The sequence below is a fragment of the Pseudomonas sp. GW821-FHT04C07 genome, from assembly GCF_059420325.1.
Genome location: NZ_JBWKTM010000002.1, coordinates 519,742 through 535,136 on the forward strand (window position 1 = coordinate 519,742; position 15,395 = coordinate 535,136).

Below are 15,395 nucleotides of genomic sequence, written 5' to 3' on the forward strand. Positions count from 1 at the left end.
ATGACTTTCAATCCCGGCAAAAAAATTTATATCTCCGACGTAACCCTGCGCGACGGCAGCCACGCGATTCGTCACCAGTATTCGCTGCAAAACGTGCAGGACATTGCCCGCGCCTTGGACAAAGCCAAGGTCGATTCGATCGAAGTGGCGCATGGTGATGGCCTGCAAGGGTCGAGCTTCAACTACGGCTTCGCGGCGCACACCGACCTAGAATGGATCGAAGCCGCCGCCGATGTGATCAGCCACGCCAAGATCACTACCTTGTTGTTGCCTGGCATCGGCACCGTGCATGACTTGAAAGCAGCCTACAACGCCGGTGCCCGGGTGGTGCGCATCGCCACTCATTGCACCGAGGCCGATGTGTCGAAACAGCACATCGAATATGCCCGCGAGCTGGGCATGGACACCGTCGGTTTCCTGATGATGAGCCACATGATTCCGGCCGAGCAGTTGGCTGCCCAAGCCAAGTTGATGGAGAGCTACGGCGCGACCTGCGTGTACATGGCCGACTCCGGTGGGGCGATGAACATGCAGGACATCCGCGAGCGTTTCCGTGCGTTCAAGGCGGTGCTCAAGCCGGAAACCGAAACCGGCATGCACGCCCACCACAACTTAAGCCTGGGCGTGGCCAACTCCATCGTCGCGGTGGAAGAGGGCTGTGACCGCATTGACGCCAGCCTGGCTGGCATGGGGGCGGGGGCGGGCAACGCGCCATTGGAGGTGTTCATCGCTGCCGCCGAGCGACTGGGCTGGAATCATGGCACCGACCTCTACACCTTGATGGATGCCGCCGATGACATCATCCGTCCGCTGCAGGACCGTCCGGTGCGGGTAGATCGCGAGACGCTGGCGCTGGGTTATGCAGGCGTTTACTCCAGCTTCCTGCGTCATGCCGAAGCGGCGGCCCAGCGCTACGGGTTGCGTACCGTCGACATCCTGGTCGAATTGGGACGGCGAAAAATGGTCGGTGGGCAAGAGGACATGATCGTCGATGTGGCACTGGACCTGACAAGACGTTGAGTTATCCACGCGTCCGCATAACACTAAAGAATTCCAGTTTTACTGCACCTGCCGGTCGAAGCCCACGTCGCTTTGCTGGCAAGTGCAGTGTTTTGGTTTCTGAATATCCATCGTAAGCGAATTGTCCAAGGTTGCATCTCAAGCGCGGATACATGATTTTAGAGGAGAGTGAAATGCTCAAGGCTTCAGACGTCGTAGTGCAGTGCCTCGAGAATGAGGGCGTAGAGTTCGTGTTCGGGATTCCTGGTGAAGAGAACCTGGATTTACTTGAATCACTCAGGCGCTCCAACATCCGGCTCGTTCTCACTCGACATGAGCAATCGGCTGGTTTCATGGCGGCAACCTATGGCCGGTTAACCGGCAAAACGGGAGTCAGCTTATCGACCCTTGGCCCTGGCGCTACGAACCTGGTCACTGCTGGCGCCTATGCCTACTTGGGTGGAATGCCAATGCTCATGATTACCGGGCAGAAGCCAATCAAAAAGTCCAAGCAGGGCCGTTTCCAGATTCTTGATGTTGTTGGGATGATGCAACCGCTGACCAAGTACACCCACCAGTTGGCGTCCGCTGACAACATTCCCTCGCGTGTGCGTGAAGCCTTTCGCCTTGCTGAGGAAGAAAAGCCCGGAGCGGTTCATCTTGAACTTCCCGAGGACATCGCCGCGGAGCAGACCGAAAGCCGGCCAATTCCTCCGAGCCTGCATCGTCGCCCACTGGCCGAACACAAGGCCATCGAGGCCGCAGTCGAGAAATTGCAGACAGCCCGTAGCCCGATCCTGGTGATTGGTGCCGGCGCCAATCGCAAGATGACTGCCAAGGTACTCAAGCAACTGATCGACAAGACCGGCATCCCTTTTGTCACCACTCAGATGGGCAAAGGCGTGGTAGATGAGCGTCATCCACGCTTCCTTGGCAATGCCGCACTGTCTTCCGGCGACTTCGTGCACCGTGCCGTCGAGGCGGCTGATCTGATCGTAAACATTGGCCACGACGTGATTGAGAAACCGCCATTTTTCATGGTCCGTGGCGGCACCGAAGTCATCCACATCAACTTCCGCTCCGCCGAGGTCGATCCGGTGTACTTCCCACAGGTCGAAGTGATCGGCGATATCGCCAATGCTGTTTGGCAGATCGGCGAGTCCTTGAATGACACTTCACACTGGGACTTCACCCGCCTTATGACGATCCGTGAATCCAACGAGGCCCAAGTGATCGAAGGCGCGGACGACAACCGTTTCCCGATCTACCCGCAGCGCTTTGTCGCCGACGTGCGTCGTGCCATGCCCTCCGAAGGCATCGTGGCTCTGGATAACGGCATCTACAAAATCTGGTTCGCGCGCAACTACAAGGCACATAAACCCAACACCGTACTGTTAGACAATGCCTTGGCAACGATGGGTGCGGGCCTGCCTTCGGCGATGGCTTCACATTTGGTCTATCCGGATCGTCCTGTGGTAGCTGTGTGCGGTGACGGCGGCTTCATGATGAACAGCCAGGAGCTGGAAACCGCCGTACGTTTGAAGATGAACCTGACGGTCATTATCCTACGCGATGATGGCTACGGCATGATCCGTTGGAAGCAGTCCAACATGGGGTTCACTGATTTTGGGCTGGACTACGGCAACCCGGATTTCGTCATGTATGCGCGAAGCTATGGTGCCAAGGGCCACCGGGTAGAAAGCGCCGAAGGCTTTTTGCCGCTACTGCAGCGCTGCATCAGTGAGCCAGGTGTGCACGTTATCGATTGCCCGGTGGATTACTCCGAGAACGATTTCATTCTGAACCATGAGCTGAAAAGACGTAGCGCTTTGGTTTAAGCCAACGCTCGCCAACCCCTCATTCAGAAAAGGAAACGTCATGCAGCTTAAAGACACTCAGTTGTTCCGCCAGCAAGCCTTCATCGATGGCGCTTGGGTCGATGCGGACAATGGTCAGACGATCAAGGTCAACAACCCGGCAACGGGCGAAATTCTGGGCACCGTGCCGAAAATGGGCGCTGCCGAAACCCGCCGAGCCATCGAAGCCGCTGACAAAGCGCTGCCGGCCTGGCGTGCACTGACCGCCAAAGAACGTGCGACCAAACTGCGTCGCTGGTTCGAACTGATAATCGAGAACCAGGATGACCTGGCTCGTCTGATGACCCTGGAACAAGGCAAGCCATTGGCCGAAGCCAAGGGCGAAATCGTTTACGCCGCTTCCTTCATCGAATGGTTCGCCGAAGAAGCCAAGCGCATCTACGGTGACGTGATTCCGGGCCACCAGCCAGACAAGCGCCTGATCGTGATCAAGCAGCCAATCGGCGTGACCGCTGCCATCACCCCGTGGAACTTCCCGGCTGCAATGATCACCCGTAAAGCCGGCCCGGCTCTGGCTGCCGGTTGCACCATGGTGCTCAAGCCTGCTTCGCAAACTCCGTTCTCCGCTTTCGCCCTGGCTGAACTGGCCCAGCGTGCCGGTATCCCGGCTGGCGTGTTCAGCGTTGTATCCGGCAGCGCCGGCGACATCGGCAGCGAACTGACCAGCAACCCGATCGTACGCAAGCTGTCCTTCACCGGTTCGACCGAAATCGGTCGTCAACTGATGGCCGAATGCGCCAAGGACATCAAGAAAGTTTCCCTGGAACTGGGCGGCAACGCGCCGTTCATCGTGTTCGACGACGCAGACCTGGATAAGGCCGTCGAAGGCGCGATCATTTCCAAGTACCGCAACAACGGCCAGACTTGCGTCTGCGCCAACCGTCTGTACATTCAGGACGGCGTCTACGACGCATTCGCCGAGAAGCTGAAAGTGGCTGTGGCCAAACTGAAGATCGGCAACGGTCTGGAAGCCGGTACCACCACTGGTCCGCTGATCGACGAAAAAGCCGTGGCCAAGGTCAAAGAACACATCGCCGACGCCTTGAGCAAAGGCGCCCAGGTACTGGCCGGTGGCAACACCATCGAAGGCAACTTCTTCGAGCCGACCATTCTGACCAACGTGCCGAATAACGCGGCCGTGGCCAAGGAAGAAACCTTCGGTCCATTGGCGCCACTGTTCCGCTTCAAAGATGAAGCCGACGTGATCGCGATGTCCAACGACACCGAGTTCGGTCTGGCCTCGTACTTCTACGCTCGTGACCTGGGCCGTGTGTTCCGTGTAGCTGAAGCCCTGGAATACGGCATGGTCGGCGTCAACACCGGGTTGATCTCCAACGAGGTCGCGCCGTTCGGTGGCATCAAGGCCTCGGGTCTGGGCCGTGAAGGCTCCAAGTACGGCATCGAAGATTATTTGGAAATCAAATACCTCTGCCTGGGCATCTAAGCTCGGTAAAGGCATTGCTTCAAGCGCAAAGGGCACGAGAGCGCTGTCCCTTTGCGCCGCTTCAAACGGACCTATCCTTTGTGGCCGGGAACGCTGTAGCAGTCGATCATCGCATGCTGCCGCAGTTGCTTCCGCGCCGCTTAATCCTTGAACCACGCCCCCCATGCGAAGACGGGTATCCATGCCCACCACAACCTGAGCTTGGCCGTTGCCAACTCCATCGTCGCGGTGGTCAGGGTTGTGATCGCGTTGACGCCAGTCTGGCTGGAATGGGGGCCGGTGCAGGCAACACACCATTGGAGGTGTTCATCGCCGCAGCCGAGCGCCTGGGCTGGAACCATAGCACCGGTCTGTACACCCTGATGGATGCCGCCGATGACATCATCCGTCCCTGCAGGACCGTCCAGTGCGCGTTGATCGCGAAACGCTGGCAATGGGTTGTGCCGGCGTTTACTCAAGCTTCCTTCGCCATGCCGAAGCGGCTGCCCAGCGCTACGGGTTGCGTACCGTCGACATCCTGGTCGAATTGAGTCGGCGAAAAATGGTCTGTGGGCAAGAGGACATGATCGTCGATGTGGCGCTGGATTTGACCCGCCGCTGATTGGTGCAACAGCGCAACAGTCTTTGGTGGTTTTACGGGATTCTCGATCGTTGCCCCGGTAAATACAGTAAGTGGCATTACAAAACGAGAGTGTGGATATGAGCAACCTTGACGACCGGAACATCATTATCACTGGCGCCTCGGGCGGAATTGGCCGTGCTTCGGCACTGGCTTTTGCCAAAGCGGGCGCGAGGGTTGTGCTGCTTGATCGCGATACCGCAGGCATCGAAGAAACCGCCAGTGCTGTCACGGCTGCCGGCGGCAAGGTTTATTCAATCCCCTGCGACGTTACCGACGAAGATGCTGTGGCCGCAGCAGTCGATGATGTCGTCACTCGATTTGGCCGTCTGCATGGCGCGTTCAACAATGCAGGGGTCGAGCAAAGCAATTTGCCTCTGCATGAAATCTCGTCTGCGGCGTGGGATCGCATTATCCGCATCGACCTGACCGGTGTTTTCTACTGCATGAAGCACCAGATCCGCGCCATGTTGAACAGTGGCGGTGGCGCCATCGTGAATACCGCTTCGTCTCTGGGCTCGGTAGCGATTGCCGCTGCGTCGGACTATATCGCTGCCAAGCATGGGGTGGTCGGTTTGACCAAGGCCGCCGCCGTCGACTACGGCACCCTCAATATCCGGGTCAACGCAATCATGCCAGGCATCATCGAAACGCCGATGATCGTGCGTGCGAGTGAAGAGCCGAATTTTGCCAAACAGTTCGCTGCATTGCGCGAACGACACCCTATCGGTCGTTTCGGAAAACCGGAAGAAATCGCCAAGGCTGCGCTATGGCTGCTGTCCGATGACGCCAGTTTTGTGACCGGAACGGCAATGGCCGTAGACGGTGGTTATCTCACCGTTTGAGACCCCCTGACAGACTGTCCCTGACACTCGACAGGGAGTCGGTCACTTTTGAACCTGAAACCCCGGAGTACCCCATGATCAATGTAAGTCGTCGCTTGAAAGTTAATGCCCCTGAGGAGTCGGACGGTGTGAACCTGAACCGCAGCCAGGTATGGGAAGGGTTGGTGAGCAAGGCTCGCAATGCGGTGCCGTTCGTTGATGCCATTACCGAATGTAATGTCGTTGAGGACCAGGGCAATACCTTTATCCGCGAAGTGGTGCTTTACGGTGAGCGCCTTCAGGAAATGGTCCTTCTTACTGAAGAGCAGCAAGTCGAGTTCGTGCGCCTCTCCGGTAATGCCCGTGGTGTGATCAAGAACGTCATCGAGGAAGAGGATGGCGAACTGTACCTGCGCTTCTCCTTCGATTTCTCCCTGCCGGGCGTATCGGCAGGCAGCGAGAAAGAAGTCGAGTTCTCAACCGGTATGCAGACGTCCTACCTGAGCGCCGTGCGATCCACCCTGCAAGCCATCCGTAACAAGGTCAGCAAAGCGGCATAAGATTCACCGCAGCGACCAGAAATGAAAAAACAAAAACAAGAAATGAGGCGTGCAATGAACCATGAATTGACAGGTATGTTTGAAAGTGTCGATCGGATGTCGGTCGAAGGCTTTTTGAGTTATCTGACCGATGACGTCGTGTTTCGGTTTGGCAATTCCCCGGAAGTAGTGGGGAAAGAGGGTGTCAGGGCGGCGATTGAGTCATTTTTTACCCAAATAGCCTCGCTGGAACACATTCTTCAAGGCGTGTGGAGCGAAGCCAACACGACAATCATGCGTTTTGATACCTATTACACCCAGCATGACGGCACGATTATCAATGTTCCTTGTTGTGTCGTTGTTCACTTCAATGCTTCCCGATTGATCAATGATTATCGAATACACATTGATATTTCGCCCCTGTACAGCGGCGCATCTGCGGGTAATGTTATCCAAGCTTCTGCATAACCACTTATGAGTGCCAGTTGAGCTGCACTTGCCAGTCGAAGCCCACGCCGCTTTGCTGGCGAGTGCAGTGTTTTGGTTTGCGAATTTCAGTCAAGGCATTTCGATGAAGGATTTGAATCTGCTCTATACCTTTGAGGCATTGTGGCGAGACCACTCAGCTTCCATTGCGGCGCAGAATCTGGGGGTTACGCAGGCAGCCGTCAGCGGTTCGCTAAAACGGTTGCGAAACGACTATGGAGACAGGTTGTTTACGCTGGTCGGTCGCCGAATGGAGCCCACACCGTTTTGTGTCCATATCGCGCCGCGACTGTTGGCATCCCTTGCGATGGTCAGGGAGGCTGGATGCCAAATGCCGGTGTTTGATCCGAAAGTTTGTGAAAAATCATTCATTTTTAGAATGCGCGACATTGGCGAGGTCGTTTGTTTGCCACCCATCTTGAGCGAATTGTCCAGGGTTGCACCTAAAGCGCGGATACACACCGTTGTGGGTGGGATGGATGAGACGCTTAATGGCCTGTCCACTGGCAGGATAGACCTGGCGCTCGGCTTTATGCCGACCCTTCAGACTGACATTCACCGAACCCCGGTTATTTCTCAGCATTACGTCTGTGCCATGCGCAAAGACCACCCCTTGGCCCATCGCGGTTTGAGCCTTGAAGCGTTTGTCACCAGTGAGCATTTGTTGGTGGAATCCGGGGGTAGCGGCCACCAGGCACTGGAGCGTGCCTTGATCGATGCGGGCGGCAGAGACTGCATTAAAATGCGCACCCCTCAGTTCTTGTCTGGTCCGCACTTGCTGCTCGATACCGACATGATATGGACGCTGCCTATTGCCTTGGGTAAAACCCTGGCGCGCTTTTATCCTCTAGTCATACACCCTCTGCCACTGCAAATACCCTCGTTCGAGATTGATCTGTATTGGCATGACCGATTTCACCGAGACCCTCAGAACAAGTGGTTGAGGGAAATGGTCGGCCAGGTCCTGCGCAGTCAACAATCAGCCTGGCGATAGTCGCTTTCAGAGGAAACCTCGGCCATCTTCCCTACAACCCCTGAGTAAGTTCAGGGCTCGGCGCGGGATAGAGTTCGTCGAGCACCTGCATCAGCGCGCGCTTGCGTGGATTTTCCAGGCCGGTCCAGGCCACGCCGATGCCCGCACCGCTCATAGCCAGTGTCAGTGGCCGGGTCACGACGCCGATTGGTAGTGCCGATGCGGCACCGCTTGGCAGGATGCCGACGCCCAAGCCGGCGGCCACCAAGGCCAACTGGGTGGTGAACTCGCCCATCTCCCGGGCAATCGTTAGGGTGATCTTGCGTCGGTGGAAACCCGTCAGCATCTGGTCATACAAACCGGGAGCGAACTTGCGCGCCAGCACCAGCGTCGGACATCCGACCAGATCCTGAGGCTTGATACGACGTAGGGTGCACAGCGGATGATCTTGCGGCAGCGCCACCACCAGCGATTCCTCGAAAAGCAGGCGCGTGTGCACACCAGGCAGACTCAAGGGCAGGCGTACCAAGCCAAAATCCAGGGCATTGTCCAGCAAGGCCCGGGCCTGCGGCAGTGAAGGCATGTCCTTGAGGTCCAGTTCGATACGCGGGTAGCGCTCCTCCAATGTACGCACGAGCACCGGCAACAAGTGCGATAACGTTGAAGACACAAATGCCAGACGCAACACCCCGACTTCTCCGGCCGCGGCCTGCTGCAACACCTCACGCGCGCGTCCGACCTGGCGTAGGGTCGCCAGGGCCTCGGGCAGAAACAGCGCCCCCTCTTCGGTCAATTCGACCCGGTGCCGGTCACGCTCGAACAACTGCGCCCCGACATCTTCTTCCAGAGCACGTATTTGCGCACTCAAGGCCGGCTGGACAATATGCAGGCGCGCCGCCGCGCGGCCAAAGTGCAGCTCTTCGGCCAAGACCGCAAAAGCGCGCAGATGTTTGAGTTCCACTTGACGCTCCCGATTCGCTACAGCCTGTTTGGTGATCACATACCGTGATCACGGCATCACCATAAACGATTGGCATGCCGCAGCGGTAGCGGTTGAAAGTGGCGTTATGGCCCATTCGTAAATCCAGGACAGGGAGACACACATGATCGATAACTTTCGCCTGAACCGGCGTCGGGCGCTGATCACCGGCTCAGTGCGCGGCATCGGCTTGGCCTTGGCCCGTGGACTGGCACAGGCGGGCGCTCAGGTGGTGCTCAATGGCCGCGATGCCGAACGCGCGCAAAGCGCCTGCGCGCTGTTACGCGATGAAGGCCTGGACGCCCAATACTCGGTGTTCGACGTGACCGACCACCAGGCCGTCGCAACCGCCATCGATGTGCTGGAAAACCGCCTGGGTCCGATAGACATTCTGATCAACAACGCCGGGTTGCAGCATCGCCAGGCACTTGAAGATGTCAGTGCGAAAGACTGGCATCGACTGATGAGCACCAACCTCGATGGCGTATTTAATGTGTCCAAGGCGGTGGCTCGCCACATGATCGCTCGCCGGCGCGGCAAGATTATCAATATCGGCTCGGTGCAAAGCGAACTGGCCCGCCGCTCCATCGCCCCCTATGCCGCCAGCAAGGGCGCCGTGCGCATGCTAACCCGTGGCATGTGTGCCGACTGGGCCGGTCATGGCCTGCATATCAACGCCCTGGCCCCCGGATATTTTCGGACTGAGCTTAACCAGGCGCTGGTCGACGACCCGGCTTTCTCCGACTGGCTGGTGCAGCGTACTCCCGCCGGGCGCTGGGGCAGGGCAGAGGAGCTGTGCGGCGCGGCAGTTTTCCTCGCGTCGTCAGCCTCCGACTTCGTTAATGGCCAGACACTTTTCGTCGATGGTGGCTTGACCAGCGTCGTCTAACTCTCGTGAAGGACACCCACATGCCTCAATCCCTGCCCATCCTCTGCGGCTCAATCATGGGTTCGCCTTTTTCACTCTCGGCAAAGATCCATAACGCCGCCTACGCGGCCCTGGGCCTGGACTACACCTTTGTCTGTTTTGGCGTCGAAGATCCGGTTGCCGCCGTGGCGGCGATTCGCGCGCTCGGCGTGCGCGGCATGAACGTTTCCATGCCTTACAAAACTGTAGTGATGCCTCATCTGGACAGGATCGACGAATCGGCCCATGTGATTGGCGCGGTCAACACCATCAACAACGTCGACGGTGTACTGACCGGCTACAACACCGACTACCTAGGCGCTGTCCGCGCCCTGCAGGAAGTCACCGAGCTGAGCGACAAGCGTATCGCCGTGATCGGTGCTGGCGGTGCTGCTCGTGCGGTTGTCTACGGTTGCCTGCAAGAGGCGGCCGAGGTCACGGTGTTCAACCGCAGTCTCGAGCGCGGTGCCGCCCTGGCGGAGGATCTGGGTGCCCGGTGGGGCGGCAGCGTCGAGACGTTCACGGCCAAGACCTTCGATATCGTCATCAACGCTACCTCGGTGGGCTTCAAACAGCCGGACAGCAACCCATTGGACGGCCGCCTGTCCAGCCACCTGATTGTCATGGATGTGGCGTTCATGCCGGTGCAGACCGCTCTGCTGCTGCAAGCCAAAGCGCTGGGTTGCAGCACCGTGGCCGGCACCCGCATGTTGGTGCACCAGGCTTGTCGGCAAATCGAGTTGTACACCGGGAAAGATGCGCCTATTGACATCATGGAGCAGGCCATGCTCCAGGAAATACAGCGGTTGAAATTGTAAGCATCCCAACTACCTGTCAATAACAAGATGCCATAAAGGCACCTGGAGGCACGACGATGACTCACGATCATTCTCCATCCGACATCGCTTTGATCCCCGACGCGTGCGAGCGCAAGAAAGACTTGCACCGTGCAGCCTGGTCCTGCTCTCTGGGCAGTGCCCTGGAATACTACGACTTCGCGCTTTACACCTTGGCCTCGGCGCTGATCTTCGGACCGCTGTTCTTTCCGGAACAGACCCGCGCCATGAGCCTGATCGCCAGTTTCGGCACCTACTTCCTGGGCTTTGCGATACGGCCGTTGGGCGGGGTACTGTTCGGCATGGTCGGTGACCGTGTAGGACGTAAGTTCGTGCTGGCGTCGACGGTGTTACTGATGGGCATTTCCAGCACCTTGATTGGTGCACTGCCCACCTTCCATCAGGTCGGCTATCTGGCACCGGTACTGCTGGTGATCCTGCGTCTTTTGCAGGGACTGGGCGCTGGTGCAGAGCAGGCTGGAGCTGCAGTGATGATGACCGAGTACGCCCCTGAGGGGCGGCGCGGCTTCTATGCCGCCTTGCCGTTCCTCGGCATCCAATTGGGCACCATCCTCGCGGCGCTGGTGTATTTCCTGGTGGTCAGCGGCAATGACAACGTTATCGACAGCGGGCTGTGGCGTATGCCGTTTTTCAGCAGCGTGGTGATCGTTGCACTGGGCTTGTACATGCGTCTGTCACTCAAGGAATCGCCGACCTTTATCCGCCTCAAGGCGCTCAAACGCGTATGCGTTAACCCGCTGAAAAGTGCCATGGAACACTCCAAACCCACCTTGCTGATCGGCATCGGACTGCGCCTGGCGGAAAACGGAGGTTCATCGATTTACCAGGCCCTGGCTGTGAGCTACATCGTAGGCGTGGTAGGTCTGAAGGGGCCAGTGGGCGTGCTGACACTGATCTGTGCAGCCAGCCTTGGAGCGATGACCGTGCCGATGGCTGGCAAACTCAGTGATCGCTTTGGTCGCGTGGTGGTCTATCGCGCCTTCGCGCTGTTGCAACTGGCACTGGCCTTCCCGGTGTGGTGGATACTGAGTCAGGGTAATGTGGTGGCGAGCATCATTGCCATTTCCATCGCGCTGGGCATCGGTACCTGGGGCATGTTCGGCACCCAGGCAGCGCTAATGCCTGAGCTGTTCGGCTCGCGTCACCGTTACATGGGTGTGTCGATCGCCCGGGAAGCGTCGGCAGTGATCGCGGGTGGCATTGCGCCGATGATCGGTGCCGGCATCATCGCCCTGGTCGTGGCGAGCCACAATGGCGACGCCAGCGCCGGTGTGAAATCCTGGCTGCCGATTGCCTGCTACCTGACCCTGCTCACATTGATCACCCTGTACACCACGTTCAAGACCCCGGAAACCCTCAACCGCGACCTGGACGAACCTCGTGATGCCTGGGAATTAGCCAGAGCCGGAACGGCGATACCTATCCAGTCCAGAACCAACACACTCACACGTCCAGCGTGACCTTTGCCCTCATCAAGCGACCCGCTCAACAGTGATACTTCGTTGCTGGATGCTTTGGGGTAAATGGAGGCTCAGATAGTCGATCAGGCTGCGAACGGAAGGCAACATTCCTTTCGGTTTGGGGTAGAGCAGATGGATAATGTGCGTTGCACCGGTCCAGGAAGGAATGACGACTTCCAGAGCCTTTGCGCGCACGGAGGCTGCGGCTATGGGTTCCGGCAATAGAGCTACACCCAAACCATTGACAGCGGCCTCCAACTGCATACGCAAGTCATCGCAGATGAGACGTGGTTGATGGCTGACCAGCAGCTCTTCACCTGATGAATTGCGCAGGAACCAGCGACCGACGCCATCATGGATGTCACCGGGACGAGAAAGCGTTTCGATTTCTGAAATGGCTTTGATGGTGGCGGGCCGCCCGACGCGATCGAGAAAGCGGGGGCTTGCTACCAGAATCTGTTTGGCTGCCCCTAATTCCTTTGCGACCAACCCGGCCGTTTCTTCTATCCGGGCGCGCGATCGCAAGGCCACATCGAAGCGCTCTTCAAAAAGGTCGACCTCTCGATCTACCGCATTCAATTCGAGCCGTACCTTCGGATATTTTTCCATATACCCAGGCAGCAGGGGGGCCAAATAACTTTGCGCCATTACCTGAGGGCAGCTCAACCGTACCAAACCGACGGGTTCTCGTCGCAGATGCTCCACACTTTCATAGGCGGTATGCGCCCCCTCTACAACGGGTTGGCTGAGCGTGAAGAAATGATGGCCGGCTTCGGTCAGTGAAACCTGGCGCGTTGTGCGATGTAACAGTCTGGCCCCCATTCGCAATTCCAGATCCGCGACATGACGACTGAGCAACGTTTTTTCAATGCCCGTTGCCCGTGCCGCCGCCGAGAACCCTCCATGTTTGACCACCAGCACGAAGTAATAAAGGTCATTAAGGTCTTTCATGAAGTTGAGGCTCTCCTACGGGTGCTCCGTTGAGCAATCGTCAACGAAACCTGGCGCTGTACTGATTGAGTTCGAGGCGTGTGGAATGGCTTCGAAGGCTGATGTAGCAATCATTGATCAAACTTGATTCGGGATAAACTAGCTATAATTGAAATGACTGATCCACCATTGGAGCAATCAACATGGAACTGCTGAACGACATGGCGTTGTTCGTTGAGGTCGTCAAAGCCCACAGTTTTCGCAAGGCCGCAGAAGCGATGGCGATGCCGAACTCAACCTTGTCGCGACGCATCAGCGGGCTTGAAAAGGCCATTGGCTTGAGGTTGTTAAATCGCACTACGCGCAAGATCGAATTGACCGAAGCAGGGCAGTTGTACTTCGACCGATGCAAGCGAATCGTTGACGAGGCGCGGCTGGCGCACGAGCAGTTGGGTGAAATGCTCGCGCATCCAAGCGGCCTTTTGCGCGCGTCACTGCCTGTGGATTTCGCCAACATTTACCTGGCCCCCCTCATCGCCGAGTTCGCCCGACGGTACCCCGGCATCAGCTTTGAATTCGACCTCACGCCACGCCAGGTCGATCTGGTAAGCGAACCCGTCGATGTGGTCATCCGCATGGGCGAACCGGCAGATTCGAATCTGATCGCACGCAAGCTGGCTAGCCTCTCTCGTCGTTTGTACGCATCGCCTCGTTATCTGGAACTCAATGGAGCACCCAGCGATCCGTCTGAGCTGGTAAATCACGAATGCCTGCGACTGCGAAAGGCCGGTAAATGGCAGCTCTCTCATTCAGGTGAAGTGATGGAGATCGAAGTGGGGGGAAGGTTTCAACTCAATAGCGTCGGGATGCTTCGTCGATTGGCAACGCTGGATCTGGGGATCGCCGTGCTGCCGGAAGGCATTGCAGCGGAGGATCTGCGCAACGGCTTGCTGCAACCGGTACTGCCCCAATGGCACGCCAATTCGATCCAGGTGTATGCCCTCACGGAAACCCGTCTTTTGCCCGCAAAAACTCAACGTTTCATTGAGTTTCTGCGTGAGCATCTTGTGCAGGCTTGACTGTCTGATTCCGATGGGGGCTGAGCCAATAAAGACCACCTACGGCTGTCGCGCCGACCAGTACGGGGAGTGCCAGCCAATGGAAGAAGACCTGTGATGTGCCCGCGGCGGAAATAAACCAGGCGCCTAGCGTCGAGCCGACTATCGAACCGCAACGGCCCACGGCCATTGACCAACTCACCCCGGTCACACGAGCGGCCGTGGGGTACAGGGTGGCGGAGACCAGGTTGAGTCCGTTTTGAGCACCGGCTACACCGAAACCAACGAGAAATACAATTGCCGCCAACTGATAGGGGTCACCCATCAGATAGCCCGTGACGGCAATTACCACAGCCGTCACCGAGTACGATAGCGTCAGCACAGGGTAGGGACCGACGCGATCCATCAGCAGGGCCATGAGAATGGCGCCGACGGTACCGCCCAGCGGCACCATGGCGCCAATACGCGAAGCGTAAGCGATATCGTAGCCGGCCTCTTTGAGCAGGGTAGGCAGCCAACTGGTCAGCAGATAAAACACAAAGAGCGAGCAGAAGAAGGTCATCCACAGCAGCAGTGTTCGAACCAACCGACCGTCGATGAACAGGTGCGAGATCGGCGACCTGACCTGGGCCGGGCGCTCGTCATCGAGGATAGTTACGCCGCACCAGTTCCTTCTGGTGATGCGTTCGACCACACGCCGCAAGGCGTCGGCGTGCCTGGTCGAGGACGCCATGAACCGAACCGACTCGGGCATTAGCCAGGCCAACACTGGCAGTAACGCTAGCGGCATGACGCCACCCAGCACCAGAACGGAACGCCAGCCGAATGCCGGAATCATCTGTGCGGCGAGCATGCCGCCCAAGGCAAGGCCAGCCGTGAAGCCACTCCAGCTCAAGGTCACCATGATCATGCGTCGGCGTGCAGGTGAATATTCGGCGCTCAAGGCAATGCACGCCGGCATCGCTCCACCCAGGCCGATGCCAGTGATGAAACGCAAAACCGTAAGTGACTCGATCGAATGGGTAAAGGCGCTGGCCAGGGTGGCGAGACCAAACACCAGCACTGAAATCAGTAAAACGCGTTTACGCCCGAAGGCATCGGCAACCGGTCCCAGTATCAGGCTGCCGACCATCAGGCCGAACAATCCAGTCCCGAAAACAGGTGACAACTGGGCAGGCAACAGACCCCATTCTTCGCGCAGTGACGGAGCGATATAGCCAATGGCTGCGGTATCGAAACCATCCACCAGGACGATGAGGAAGCACAAGGCAAGGATGACGATCTGGTACGGCGAGATCTTCGCGTTATCGATGATCTCGCCAATTCGGGCGTTGTCAGGATTCATGCGGCTACCTTTTATTTTTTTTATCTGGACGGGATCGTCGCCAAGCGCATTAAATAAAGGAAGCCAATTCTAATTATTCAAACTATCTGGTTTTGTTA

The 15,395-nt window shown here is 57.6% G+C and carries 14 protein-coding genes and 1 pseudogene; 12 read left to right on the forward strand and 3 right to left on the reverse strand.

The window, feature by feature from the left end:
• The 8 genes and pseudogenes from dmpG (at window position 1) to AC07UI_RS05955 (ending at window position 7,782) form a co-directional block, all read left to right on the forward strand.
• A complete protein-coding gene (dmpG, locus tag AC07UI_RS05920) occupies window positions 1-1,020 on the forward strand; it encodes a 4-hydroxy-2-oxovalerate aldolase (RefSeq protein WP_008018097.1) in 1,020 nt (339 codons plus the stop codon).
• Between the two features lie 173 nt (window positions 1,021-1,193).
• Window positions 1,194-2,837, forward strand: coding sequence for an acetolactate synthase large subunit (locus AC07UI_RS05925; protein WP_007938271.1), 1,644 nt, complete (start codon window positions 1,194-1,196; stop codon window positions 2,835-2,837).
• Window positions 2,838-2,877: 40 nt separating this feature from the next.
• A complete protein-coding gene (gabD, locus tag AC07UI_RS05930) occupies window positions 2,878-4,320 on the forward strand; it encodes an NADP-dependent succinate-semialdehyde dehydrogenase (protein ID WP_494991601.1) in 1,443 nt (480 codons plus the stop codon).
• A gap of 159 nt (window positions 4,321-4,479) precedes the next feature.
• A pseudogene (locus AC07UI_RS05935) lies at window positions 4,480-4,921 on the forward strand (hydroxymethylglutaryl-CoA lyase-like TIM-barrel protein); the annotation flags it as partial.
• A gap of 98 nt (window positions 4,922-5,019) precedes the next feature.
• A complete protein-coding gene (locus AC07UI_RS05940) occupies window positions 5,020-5,784 on the forward strand; it encodes an SDR family NAD(P)-dependent oxidoreductase (protein WP_216743076.1) in 765 nt (254 codons plus the stop codon).
• Window positions 5,785-5,858: 74 nt separating this feature from the next.
• The gene (locus tag AC07UI_RS05945) at window positions 5,859-6,323 is read left to right on the forward strand and encodes an SRPBCC family protein (protein ID WP_310058270.1); all 465 of its coding nucleotides are present in this window, start codon (window positions 5,859-5,861) and stop codon (window positions 6,321-6,323) included.
• Window positions 6,324-6,377: 54 nt separating this feature from the next.
• Window positions 6,378-6,770 carry a nuclear transport factor 2 family protein gene (locus tag AC07UI_RS05950; RefSeq protein WP_494991732.1) on the forward strand — a complete coding sequence of 131 codons (393 nt, stop codon included), beginning with the start codon at window positions 6,378-6,380 and terminating at the stop codon, window positions 6,768-6,770.
• 103 nt (window positions 6,771-6,873) lie between these two features.
• Window positions 6,874-7,782 carry a LysR family transcriptional regulator gene (locus tag AC07UI_RS05955; protein ID WP_494991733.1) on the forward strand — a complete coding sequence of 303 codons (909 nt, stop codon included), beginning with the start codon at window positions 6,874-6,876 and terminating at the stop codon, window positions 7,780-7,782.
• A gap of 31 nt (window positions 7,783-7,813) precedes the next feature.
• Here AC07UI_RS05955 and AC07UI_RS05960 read toward each other — a convergent pair whose 3' ends face one another.
• Window positions 7,814-8,722, reverse strand: coding sequence for a LysR family transcriptional regulator (locus tag AC07UI_RS05960; protein WP_494991602.1), 909 nt, complete (start codon window positions 8,720-8,722; stop codon window positions 7,814-7,816).
• Between the two features lie 142 nt (window positions 8,723-8,864).
• Here AC07UI_RS05960 and AC07UI_RS05965 point away from each other — a divergent pair, with 142 nt between their 5' ends.
• Genes AC07UI_RS05965 through AC07UI_RS05975 form a run of 3 tightly spaced genes read left to right on the forward strand, consistent with a single transcriptional unit; the run spans window position 8,865 to window position 11,964 of the window.
• Window positions 8,865-9,629, forward strand: coding sequence for an SDR family oxidoreductase (locus AC07UI_RS05965; RefSeq protein WP_494991603.1), 765 nt, complete (start codon window positions 8,865-8,867; stop codon window positions 9,627-9,629).
• A 20-nt stretch (window positions 9,630-9,649) separates the two neighbouring features.
• A complete protein-coding gene (gene aroE / locus AC07UI_RS05970) occupies window positions 9,650-10,465 on the forward strand; it encodes a shikimate dehydrogenase (RefSeq protein ID WP_494991604.1) in 816 nt (271 codons plus the stop codon).
• 56 nt (window positions 10,466-10,521) lie between these two features.
• On the forward strand, window positions 10,522-11,964 hold the full coding sequence (locus AC07UI_RS05975) for an MFS transporter (RefSeq protein ID WP_494991605.1): 1,443 nt from the start codon (window positions 10,522-10,524) through the stop codon (window positions 11,962-11,964).
• Window positions 11,965-11,976: 12 nt separating this feature from the next.
• Here the strand turns inward: AC07UI_RS05975 and AC07UI_RS05980 are convergent, their stop codons facing one another.
• Window positions 11,977-12,915 carry a LysR family transcriptional regulator gene (locus AC07UI_RS05980; RefSeq protein ID WP_494991606.1) on the reverse strand — a complete coding sequence of 313 codons (939 nt, stop codon included), beginning with the start codon at window positions 12,913-12,915 and terminating at the stop codon, window positions 11,977-11,979.
• A 182-nt stretch (window positions 12,916-13,097) separates the two neighbouring features.
• Here AC07UI_RS05980 and AC07UI_RS05985 point away from each other — a divergent pair, with 182 nt between their 5' ends.
• Window positions 13,098-13,973 carry a LysR family transcriptional regulator gene (locus AC07UI_RS05985; RefSeq protein ID WP_494991607.1) on the forward strand — a complete coding sequence of 292 codons (876 nt, stop codon included), beginning with the start codon at window positions 13,098-13,100 and terminating at the stop codon, window positions 13,971-13,973.
• On the opposite strand, the gene AC07UI_RS05990 is transcribed toward AC07UI_RS05985, so the two are convergent.
• On the reverse strand, window positions 13,936-15,297 hold the full coding sequence (locus AC07UI_RS05990) for an MFS transporter (protein ID WP_494991608.1): 1,362 nt from the start codon (window positions 15,295-15,297) through the stop codon (window positions 13,936-13,938). The genes AC07UI_RS05985 and AC07UI_RS05990 overlap by 38 nt on opposite strands.
• Window positions 15,298-15,395: the final 98 nt, after the last annotated feature.

Coding starts and splice junctions, on each gene's coding strand:
- dmpG (WP_008018097.1), top strand. CDS start 1: ATGACTTTCAATCCCGGCAAAAAAATTTATATCTCCGACGTAACCCTG.
- AC07UI_RS05925 (WP_007938271.1), top strand. CDS start 1,194: ATGCTCAAGGCTTCAGACGTCGTAGTGCAGTGCCTCGAGAATGAGGGC.
- gabD (WP_494991601.1), top strand. CDS start 2,878: ATGCAGCTTAAAGACACTCAGTTGTTCCGCCAGCAAGCCTTCATCGAT.
- AC07UI_RS05940 (WP_216743076.1), top strand. CDS start 5,020: ATGAGCAACCTTGACGACCGGAACATCATTATCACTGGCGCCTCGGGC.
- AC07UI_RS05945 (WP_310058270.1), top strand. CDS start 5,859: ATGATCAATGTAAGTCGTCGCTTGAAAGTTAATGCCCCTGAGGAGTCG.
- AC07UI_RS05950 (WP_494991732.1), top strand. CDS start 6,378: ATGAACCATGAATTGACAGGTATGTTTGAAAGTGTCGATCGGATGTCG.
- AC07UI_RS05955 (WP_494991733.1), top strand. CDS start 6,874: ATGAAGGATTTGAATCTGCTCTATACCTTTGAGGCATTGTGGCGAGAC.
- AC07UI_RS05965 (WP_494991603.1), top strand. CDS start 8,865: ATGATCGATAACTTTCGCCTGAACCGGCGTCGGGCGCTGATCACCGGC.
- aroE (WP_494991604.1), top strand. CDS start 9,650: ATGCCTCAATCCCTGCCCATCCTCTGCGGCTCAATCATGGGTTCGCCT.
- AC07UI_RS05975 (WP_494991605.1), top strand. CDS start 10,522: ATGACTCACGATCATTCTCCATCCGACATCGCTTTGATCCCCGACGCG.
- AC07UI_RS05980 (WP_494991606.1), bottom strand. CDS start 12,915: ATGAAAGACCTTAATGACCTTTATTACTTCGTGCTGGTGGTCAAACAT.
- AC07UI_RS05985 (WP_494991607.1), top strand. CDS start 13,098: ATGGAACTGCTGAACGACATGGCGTTGTTCGTTGAGGTCGTCAAAGCC.
- AC07UI_RS05990 (WP_494991608.1), bottom strand. CDS start 15,297: ATGAATCCTGACAACGCCCGAATTGGCGAGATCATCGATAACGCGAAG.